The 9,082-nt window shown below is 69.5% G+C and carries 9 protein-coding genes; 3 read left to right on the plus strand and 6 right to left on the minus strand.

The annotated features are described in order from the left end of the window. From ABTZ89_RS30745 to ABTZ89_RS30755, 3 genes are all read right to left on the minus strand, one after another. Nucleotides 1-228: hypothetical protein (locus ABTZ89_RS30745; RefSeq protein WP_351051263.1), on the minus strand; the 228-nt coding region annotated here is incomplete at its 3' end. A gap of 142 nt (nucleotides 229-370) precedes the next feature. Beyond that, complete coding sequence (locus ABTZ89_RS30750) at nucleotides 371-1,033, minus strand: OmpA family protein (RefSeq protein WP_351051266.1); 663 nt, start codon at nucleotides 1,031-1,033, stop codon at nucleotides 371-373. 230 nt (nucleotides 1,034-1,263) lie between these two features. Then, on the minus strand, nucleotides 1,264-2,028 hold the full coding sequence (locus tag ABTZ89_RS30755; protein WP_351051268.1) for a MerR family transcriptional regulator: 765 nt from the start codon (nucleotides 2,026-2,028) through the stop codon (nucleotides 1,264-1,266). A 312-nt stretch (nucleotides 2,029-2,340) separates the two neighbouring features. On the opposite strand from ABTZ89_RS30755, the gene ABTZ89_RS30760 reads away from it, so the two are divergent. Further along, nucleotides 2,341-4,185, plus strand: a complete 1,845-nt coding sequence (locus ABTZ89_RS30760) for an acyl-CoA dehydrogenase (RefSeq protein ID WP_270953505.1) — start codon at nucleotides 2,341-2,343, stop codon at nucleotides 4,183-4,185. 123 nt (nucleotides 4,186-4,308) lie between these two features. Here ABTZ89_RS30760 and ABTZ89_RS30765 read toward each other — a convergent pair whose 3' ends face one another. Beyond that, a complete protein-coding gene (locus tag ABTZ89_RS30765; RefSeq protein ID WP_270953506.1) occupies nucleotides 4,309-4,734 on the minus strand; it encodes a DUF3224 domain-containing protein in 426 nt (141 codons plus the stop codon). Nucleotides 4,735-4,785: 51 nt separating this feature from the next. On the opposite strand from ABTZ89_RS30765, the gene ABTZ89_RS30770 reads away from it, so the two are divergent. Continuing rightward, nucleotides 4,786-5,751 (plus strand): helix-turn-helix transcriptional regulator, encoded by a 966-nt coding sequence (locus ABTZ89_RS30770; protein ID WP_351051273.1) that lies wholly within the window; start codon nucleotides 4,786-4,788, stop codon nucleotides 5,749-5,751. On the opposite strand, the gene ABTZ89_RS30775 is transcribed toward ABTZ89_RS30770, so the two are convergent. Continuing rightward, the gene (locus ABTZ89_RS30775) at nucleotides 5,739-7,109 is read right to left on the minus strand and encodes a glycosyltransferase family 87 protein (RefSeq protein WP_502949620.1); all 1,371 of its coding nucleotides are present in this window, start codon (nucleotides 7,107-7,109) and stop codon (nucleotides 5,739-5,741) included. The genes ABTZ89_RS30770 and ABTZ89_RS30775 overlap by 13 nt on opposite strands. 10 nt (nucleotides 7,110-7,119) lie before the next feature. Further along, nucleotides 7,120-7,887 carry a deoxyribonuclease IV gene (locus ABTZ89_RS30780; RefSeq protein ID WP_270953508.1) on the minus strand — a complete coding sequence of 256 codons (768 nt, stop codon included), beginning with the start codon at nucleotides 7,885-7,887 and terminating at the stop codon, nucleotides 7,120-7,122. Nucleotides 7,888-8,054: 167 nt separating this feature from the next. Here ABTZ89_RS30780 and ABTZ89_RS30785 point away from each other — a divergent pair, with 167 nt between their 5' ends. After that, the gene (locus ABTZ89_RS30785; RefSeq protein WP_351051276.1) at nucleotides 8,055-8,981 is read left to right on the plus strand and encodes a hypothetical protein; all 927 of its coding nucleotides are present in this window, start codon (nucleotides 8,055-8,057) and stop codon (nucleotides 8,979-8,981) included. The last annotated feature ends 101 nt before the right edge of the window (nucleotides 8,982-9,082 follow it).

Consider the following 9,082-nt stretch of genomic DNA (forward strand, 5'->3'; position numbering starts at 1 on the left):
GGCCGAATCCACTGAGATCACCTCATTGAAATTGCGGAAGTTCTCCACAGCCAGGACGACTTGTCCACAGGTGTCGGCGTGTCGGGATGCGGACACACCGGCGGACCGCAGTTTCAATTGAAACTGTGATTCGCCGTGGGGGAGATCTGCAGTTTCAATTGAAACTGCGGCGGAACCTCGGTGGGGTCGCATCCCGACACGCCGAGGGGTTTCGTCGAGGTCGGACATCCCCCGGTGCGTCGGGGTACGACACGCCGGGGGATGCACACGACTTCTGGGATTTCCGCGGGATCTGCGGCGCGGCGGGCGGTTCGCGCCTGCGCGCCGTGGGCGGGCGTCGGTTCTCGACGTGCCGGCTCGCGGTGGTGCGTCAGATGACCTCGAGGTCGACCCGGCGGGCGCTGTTCGGGTCGCCTTCGGCGTCGCCGTTGCCGACGACCTGGAGCCGGTCGGCGCTGACGCCCGCCTGGCCGAGCTGGTCGGCGACCGCCTGGGCGCGGGCCTTCGAAAGCTCCTGGCCGTCCTGCGAGGAACCGCTGGCCATCGCCGTGTGGCCGGTGACCTCGAAGCGCAGCTCCGGCGGGGCCTGCTTGATCATCTCGGCGGCCTTGGTGACGGCCTGCTTGCCCTGGTCGGTCAGGTCGGGGCTGTCCGGGTTGAAGGTGATCGGGGTTTCCTTGGTCAGCGACTCGAGGTCGCCCTGAAGCTTGGTCTTCGCCGCTGCGACGTCGCCACCCTGCCCGTCGCCCTGGCCGTTCTCCTGACCGTTGCCCTGGCCATCGCCCTGACCCTGGCCTTGGCCGTCCTGGCCTTGGCCTTCGCCCTGGCCTTGCCCCTGGCCCTCCTGGCCTTGGCCTTCGCCTTGGCCCTGCCCTTGGCCGTTCTGGCCCTCGCCGTTCGGCGGAGCGGTCGCGCTCGAGGACGCGTCGCCGCCCTGGTCCCCGTTGCCTCCCTGCCCGCCTGCGCATCCGGAGAGCAGCGCCGCCGTGCAGGCGACCAGCACGGCGGCGTACTTGATGTTGGTTCGGCGCATGATCCACCTCGTCCGTAGTCCGATCGTGAAGACGGGCAGATCGTGCGTTGCGTCCGAGCCGGAACTGCTCTTTCGAGTGGGCGAGTCCGCCGGCTCTCACGCGAACGTGCGACATATTCCATGTCGCTCACCCGGTGCGGGGCGACGGTGCTGTATCCAGCGGCGATCGGCGGCGGCTGGGCCGTACGGGTGACGTCGAATTCCCCCGCTGGGTGGACGTCCCGGACGGGCTAATGCTCGGCGCGGTCGGCGTTGGCGTGGATCGCCGTGCGGATGTAGTCCGCCAGGCCGGGCTCGGTCTGCTCGTAGTGCGCGGTGAAGCGCTCGTCCGCCACGTACATGTCGCCGAGGCCCCGGTGGATCTCGTAGGTGCAGTCGTAGCACCAGCGCGTGATGTGCTGGCGGTGCTGTTCGGCCAAGTCCATCGCCTGCTCGCCGTCCGGGGCCGCGTCGGCCCGCTTGGCCTCCGCCAGTCGCTGCTCGATCTCGCGCTGCTCGGCCGTGAAGCGCTGCCAGTCCTGCTTGGTGAAGGAGCGCATCCGCTGCTGGGACTGGCGGTACGCGTCGGTGCCGCCCCAGCGCTGTTCGGCCTCCTCGGCGTGGTCGTCGGGGTCGAAGTCGCCGAACAGCTCGAACTTCTCCTCCTGCGTCAGGTCGATTCCCATCGTGCTCGCCTCCAGTTCGCGGTCCACTGCCGCGACCATCCGCTGCAGCCGCTCGATGCGCGCCAGCAGCAGTTCGCGCTGCCGCCGCAGGTGTTCGCGGTCGGTGCCGTCGTCGAGGATGGTCGCGATCTCGTCGAGGCCGAGGTCCATCGCCCGGTACCCGAGGATCCGGCGCAGCCGGTCCAGGTCCGCGTCGGAGTAGCTGCGGTAGCCCGCGGCCGTCCGGGCGCTCGGGGTGAGCAGTCCGATCTCGTCGTAGTGGTGCAGGGTTCGCACGGTCACGCCGGAGAGCCGAGCCGCTTCGCCTACCGAGTGGGGCACGGTCCTCACCTCCTCGGGGACGAGCCTGCGGCCTCACGCGACGTGAGGGTCAAGCCGGATTCTGCCGGGTGCGGCCGAGGTCACCGGGGTGCGCCGCTCGGTCGGCCTCTTCGCCGGGAGGGCGATCCGTGCGATCATGAGCCGCTGCTCTCGGCCGCGGCGGTGAGTTTCGCGGGGAACCGGCTGGTCAGCTGGCCCGCTCGGGTGGTGTAGCGAAGACCGCCTTGGCAGAAGTTACCGTCAGGTAATACCCTCTTGTTACCGACGAGTAAGGGCTCGAGCCGGGCCCACCCGCAGCAGCGTGCAAGAGGGAGCCTTTCCATGGGCCACTACAAGAGCAACGTACGAGACCTCGAGTTCAACCTGTTCGAGCTGTTCAAGGTGCAGGAACGGCTGGGCAAGGGCGCTTTCGAGCAGTCCGATGAGGACACCGTGCGAGGCGTGCTCACCGAGCTCAACGAGCTCGCGACCGGGCCCCTGGCCGAATCCTTCGTCGAAGGCGACCGCAGCCCGGCCCAGTTCGACCCGGCCACCCACTCGGTGACCCTGCCGGAGGCCTTCAAGAAGTCCTACCAGCAGGTCATGGACGGTGAGTGGTGGCGGCTGAGCCTGCCGGACGAGCTGGGCGGCTACGGCACCCCGCCGAGCGTCATCTGGTCGGCCGCCGAGCTCATCCTCGGCGCCAACCCGGCGGTCTACATGTACATGGCGGGCCCGAACTTCGCGACGATCCTGTGGCGCAACGGCACCGAGGAGCAGCGCCGCTGGGCCGAGCTGATGATCGAGCGCGGCTGGGGCGCCACCATGGTGCTCACCGAGCCCGACGCCGGTTCGGACGTCGGCGCCGGCCGCACCAAGGCCGTCAAGCAGGAGGACGGCTCCTGGCACCTGGACGGCGTGAAGCGGTTCATCACCTCCGCCGACCAGGACATGACCGAGAACATCATGCACCTGGTGCTGGCCCGCCCCGAGGGCCCCGGCGTGGAGAGCAAGCCCGGCACCAAGGGCCTGAGCCTGTTCCTGGTGCCCAAGTTCCACTTCGACAGCACCACCGGTGAACCGGGCGAGCGCAACGGCGCCTTCGTCACCAACGTCGAGCACAAGATGGGCCTGAACGCCTCGGCGACCTGCGAGCTGACCTTCGGCCAGCACGGCACGCCGGCCAAGGGCTGGCTGCTCGGCGAGGTGCACGACGGCATCGCGCAGATGTTCCAGGTCATCGAGTACGCGCGGATGATGGTCGGCACCAAGGCCATCGGCACCCTGTCCACCGGCTACCTCAACGCCCTGGACTACGCCAAGGAGCGCGTGCAGGGCGCGGACCTGACCCGCGCCACCGACAAGACCGCCCCGCGCGTCCCGATCACCAACCACCCCGACGTGCGGCGCATCCTGATGCTGCAGAAGGCCTACGCGGAAGGGCTGCGCTCGGTGTACCTCTACACCGCCAGCTTCCAGGACCAGGTCTTCCAGGGCCAGCACGACGGCAGCGACTTCAGCACCGCTGAGCAGGTCAACGACCTGCTGCTGCCGATCGTCAAGGGCGTCGGCTCGGAGCGGGCCTACGAGATGCTGACCCTGTCGCTGCAGACGCTGGGCGGCTCCGGCTTCCTGCAGGACTACCCGATCGAGCAGTACATCCGCGACTCGAAGATCGACAGCCTCTACGAGGGCACCACCGCGATCCAGGCGCAGGACTTCTTCTTCCGCAAGATCGTCCGCAACAACGGTGCCGCGATCGGCCACGTCGCCGCCGAGATCCAGGCGACGCTGGAGGCCGAGGGCGCCGACGAGCGGCTGAAGGAGGAGCGCGCGCTGGTCGCCCGGGCGCTGCAGGACGCGCAGGGCATGCTCGGCACGATGATCGAGTTCCTGACCTCCTCGCAGGAGGACGTCAAGAACATCTACAAGGTCGGCCAGCACGCCGTCACGTTCCTGATGAGCATGGGTGACCTGCTCATCGGCTGGCTGCTGCTGCGCCAGGCCGAGATCGCCCTGGCCGCGCTGGACGCCGGTGCCTCCGCCAAGGACCAGGCGTTCTACCAGGGCAAGATCGCGACGGCGCACTTCTTCGCGAAGAACGTGCTGCCGGAGCTGACCGGTCGCCGCAAGATCATCGAGGCGGCCGACAACTCGCTGATGGAGCTCGACGAGTCCGTCTTCTGATCGCTCCCGGTCCGTGAGTCTTTTGGGCTGCCATAGCAACCCAAAAGACTCACGGGGCCGGACCAGCGCGAACGGAACTCCACCAGGCGCGGACCCCGCTGCGGGGCCGCGCCTGGTGCGCATTCAGGCCAGCTCGTAGTCGAACGCGTAGGGCACCGCGGGTTCGCCGTGGACGGCAGTGTAGGTGCCGGTGCCGCGGAGTCCGGCCAGGTCACCGGTGCCGGAACCGGGCACCACCTCGAAGGTGCTGTGGATCTTCCCGTCCGTGCCGAAGTGGCCTTGCTCCCGGACGGCGAACGCGCCCTCACGTCCGTCGACAGTGCCGCGGACCAGCTGCATGCCGTTGAACGCGCCGGTCTGATCGGCGTTGTAGACGAGGGCGTACGCGCAGGTCGTCTCGCCGCTGATCCCGCCGGAGAAGGCGTAGGCGACCGATGCGCGCGCGAGCTTCGGGTGCTCGTCGCCGACGACGTCCTCGTCCCAGCTGGTCACGGTGAAGCTGCCGGTGGTCTGCATGGAAATCCTCTCGATCAGTGCTGCCACCAGCATCGACGCCGTACCTGACACCTCCTGTCAGGTACGCGCGGCAGAATTCCCGGCATGCGCGCCGACCGCCTGCTCTCCCTGCTCCTGCTGCTGCAGAACCGCGGCCGGATGACCGCGCCCGAGCTGGCCGCCGAACTCGAGGTGTCGGTCCGCACCGTCTACCGCGACGTCGAAGCCCTCGGCGCCGCGGGCGTGCCGGTCTGCGCTGATCGCGGCCCCGACGGCGGCTACCGCCTGCTCGACGGCTACCGCACCCGCCTCACCGGGCTCACCGACGCCGAAGCCGGCTCGCTGTTCCTGTCCGGCGTTCCCGGCCCGGCCCAGGACCTCGGCCTCGGCGCAGTCCTGGCCACCGCGCAGCTGAAGGTGCAGGCCGCGCTGCCCGCCGAGCTGGCCGAACGCGCTCGCCGCATCCAGGACCGCTTCCACCTCGACGCACCGGGCTGGTTCCGGGACGCCGACGAAGTGCCGCACCTGGCCGAGATCGCCCGCGCGGTCTGGGAACAACGCGTCCTGCACACCCACTACCGCAGCTGGCGCAGCGAGGTGCACCGCGAACTCCACCCGCTGGGCATCGTGCTCAAGGGCGGCATCTGGTACCTCGTGGCCCGCGCCGGTGAAGCCGTCCGCACCTACCGGATATCGCGCTTCCTGGACGTGCGGACCGAGCCCGGGACCTTCACCCGCCCAACGGGTTTCGACCTCGCCGCGAGCTGGGCGGAATCGTCCCGCCGGATGGAGGAGTCGATGGTGCGCGGAACGGCCCGGCTGCGGCTCTCGCCGGTCGCGCAGCGCCTCCTGCCCGCAAAGTTCGGCACGAAGGGCGCCCGGGCCCTGGCCGAAGCCGGCCCGCCGGACGAGCGCGGATGGGTGGAAGTCGATCTGCCGGTGGAGAAGACCGCTGTCGCCGTCCACGACGTGCTCCGCCTCGGCGTGGAAGCCGAAGTCCTGGAACCGGCCGAACTCCGCGCCGCCGTCACCGAAGCCGTGACCGAGCTGGCCGCGCGCTACGCCTCCTGAAGTCGCGGGGCCGGACGTCCCGGCAGCACGCGCTCATCACCTGGCGAGTCCACAGTGGATCGGGACTTCAGGAACACGATGAACAGCCCGACCAGCAGCGCCGCCCGACCCCACACGCCGATCATCAACGCCTGCGCGGTGAAACCGTCGTGGATGCCGCTCGGCTCGCCCATCATGTTCAGGTACAGCCAGCGGAAGATGCTGATCCCCATCGCCAGATCCGCCACCAGGTACGCCGCGATCCAGCCCCAGCGCACCCGCACCAGCACGAAGAACGGCAGCAGCCACAACGTGTACTGCGGCGAGTGGACCTTGTGCAGCAGCAGGAACCCGACCAGCATCGCCGCCGACACCGGGATCCACGGGTACGTCCCGCACCGCTCGTAGCGCAGCCAACCCACCACGCACGCGACGGCGAACGACAGCAGCATCAGCAGCGGTGAGACCAGGCCCATCGCCGACTGGAAGTCCGCGGAGCCCGTCAAGTCCCGAAAACCCCAGTACCAGATCGAATTCGTGCTGATGTCGACCTGCCGCCGCGACTGGAACTCGAACGACGCCAGCCAACCGCCGAACCCGGCGATCATGAACGGCACGTTCACCACCACCGCGGTAGCGATCGAAGCGCCCACGACCTGCAGCGCACCGCGCACGTCCCAGCGCTCCTTGCCGCTGGTCAGCACGTACAGCGCCAACGGCAGCACGAACAACGCCGGGTAGATCTTCAGCGCGAACCCGAGCCCCAGAACCACCGCGGCCACCGTCGCGCGCCGCCGCAACGACACCGACGTCCACCGGTGCACCAGGAAAACCGCTCCGACCGCGCACGCCACGACCGGCAGGTCCCAGTTGTGGAACGCGTAGAGCACCAACGGCGGCGACAACGCCCACAACAACGCCCGCCAGCCGCTCAACCGGCCCAACCACCACGCGGTCGCGAGCCCGAACGGAGCCATCAGCAACGCCGACGCGGCCAAGAACCCGGCGTCGGTGTCGACGAAGAACGCCCCCGCCCACATCAACACCCCGGACAGCACCGGGTACTCGACGACCCCGCCGTACAGCGACCCGTCCGGCTCGATCCCCCCGTGCACGTACGGGAACACGTGCCGATCGATGTCCCGGCCGATCCACAGGTTCTGGATGTCGGAGTAGCAGACGTCGCCGTACGCCCGCTCCTGGTACGCGGGCTCCGAACGCCCCCACTCGTCGAACTCCGGACCGGTGCAGCGCGCCTTGTTCGCGTACCCCAACGCCAACGACAACGCGGTCAGCACGCACAGCGCCACCAAACCGGAGATCGTCAGCCCGCGAGCCGTCCTGCTGATCGGCGATCCCTCCGTTCGACGCTCCCCCACCGGGAGCAGATCACTGCACCTTGTCGCGCAGGAAAGCGATGTCGTCGGCCTGACCCTCGGACGGGGTCTCGACGACCACCGGGGCGCCGGCGCTGGCGCAGACCGCGACCAGCAGGTCGGGATCGATGTTGCCCGCGCCGATGTTCGCGTGCCGGTCGCGCGACGATCCGAACTCGTCCCGCGAATCGTTCAGGTGCACCAGGTCGATGCGGCCGGTGATCGCCTTGACCCGGTCCACGACGTCCAGCAGCTCCTCGCCCGCGGCGTGCGCGTGGCAGGTGTCCAGGCAGAAGCCCGCGCCGAACTCGCCGACGGCGTCCCACAAGCGGGCCAGCGCGTCGAACTTGCGCGCCATCGCGTTGGCGCCGCCAGCGGTGTTCTCGATCAGCACCGGGACCTCGAAGCCGCCGTCCGCGGCCTGCCGCTCGAACAGCTTGCGCCAGTTCGCGAAGCCCTCGGACGGGTCGTCGTCCTTGGTCACGTGCCCGCCGTGCACGATCAGGCCCTGCGCGCCGACCGCGGCCGCCGCCTTCGCCTGCTGGCCGACCGCCTTGCGCGACGGGATCCGGATCCGGTTGTTCAACGACGCCACGTTGATCACGTAAGGCGCGTGGATGAACACCGCCAAGTCGCTGTCGCGCAGCTGCTCGGCCTGCGGGTGCGGCTTCGGTGCCTTCCAGCCCTGCGGGTCGGACAGGAAGAACTGCACGACCTCCGCGCCGCGCTCCTCAGCAGCGGTCAACGGGTCGTCATCGCGGACGTGGGCGCCGATACGCATATCCGGAAGTCTAGGCCGCCCGCCGACATCGTTCGCGGCGCCCGAATCCCACGACGTGAAAACCGAACCGAGCCGTCACCAATGGTGGTGTTCAAACGTTGTACACATCTGAGAGGTTCAGCTTTGGCAGAGTGATCACCGAACAGCAATGTCTGGGGAGGCGAGCCATGGGTGCACGGGGGCGGCCGAATCCGCTGATGAAGCCGAAGGTCCGCAACCGCGGCCTGTCCGCCGGAATCGTCGGCCTCGCGCTGACCGCCAGCACCTTCCTCGGCGCCGGAACCGCGCAGGCCGCGGACACCCTCGTCGTCGACAAGGCGCTGGCCGTCGTCGACGCCGAAGCCGGCCAGCCGATCGCCGTCGCGCCCAGCACCCTGGACTTCAAGGTCCGCGAAGCGGTGCTGCTGGCCATGCCGCTGGCCTTCGGGCCCGCCAAGGACGCCTCCGAGCGCTTCGCCGCGCTCAGCCCGATCCCGATCGGCACCGCGTCCGAGGGCAGCACCTTCTACTCGGGCAAGGACATCGCCGAGGCCGCCGGATCGCAGCTCTCCGAGATCGGCCTGCCCGCGGACAAGGTCGACTCGGTGCGCACGCACTTCACCAACCTCGTCAGCATCGGCAACGCCGTCACCGTGCGCGTCCCGAAGCACGAGGAACCGCCGCCCCCGCCCCCGTCCTCGGAGAAGCCCGCCCCGCCACCGCCGGACCCGACGCCGGACCAGACGACGCCGCCCGCCCCCAGCCCGGAGCTGCCCCCACCGGCCCCAGCGCTCCCGCAGCCGGGCGGAGCACCGACGGCGATGAGCGTCCTGCCGCCCGACCTGCGCGGATCTGCGCTGACCTGGGCGCAGGGCAGCTACGGCAAGGCGCCCGGCATGACGCCCAACATCGGCGACCTCGTCCAGCAGGCCAGGCACGCGCAGGAGCAGCAGCAGGCGCGCGAGCAGCAGGACGAGGTCCGCGCGGCGGGCAAGGCCGAAGCGCTGCCGACCGAGGTCACCGAGCGAGTGGCGGTCCCGGTCCTGCTCGCCTCCGTCGCCCTCGCGGTCGCCACCGCGGCCCTGGTCCGAAGCTGGGTCCTCCGCCGCCAGTGATCCGCAGTCCGTGACCCGCAAATTCCATTGAAATCGGACATTCGATTTCAATGGAATTTGCGGGTCACCGGCGTGCCGGGGCCCGACACGCCCACCCGAGG

Source organism: Saccharopolyspora sp. NPDC002686, from assembly GCF_040295745.1.
In the GTDB taxonomy this organism is placed as follows: Bacteria; Actinomycetota; Actinomycetes; order Mycobacteriales; family Pseudonocardiaceae; genus Saccharopolyspora; species Saccharopolyspora oryzae.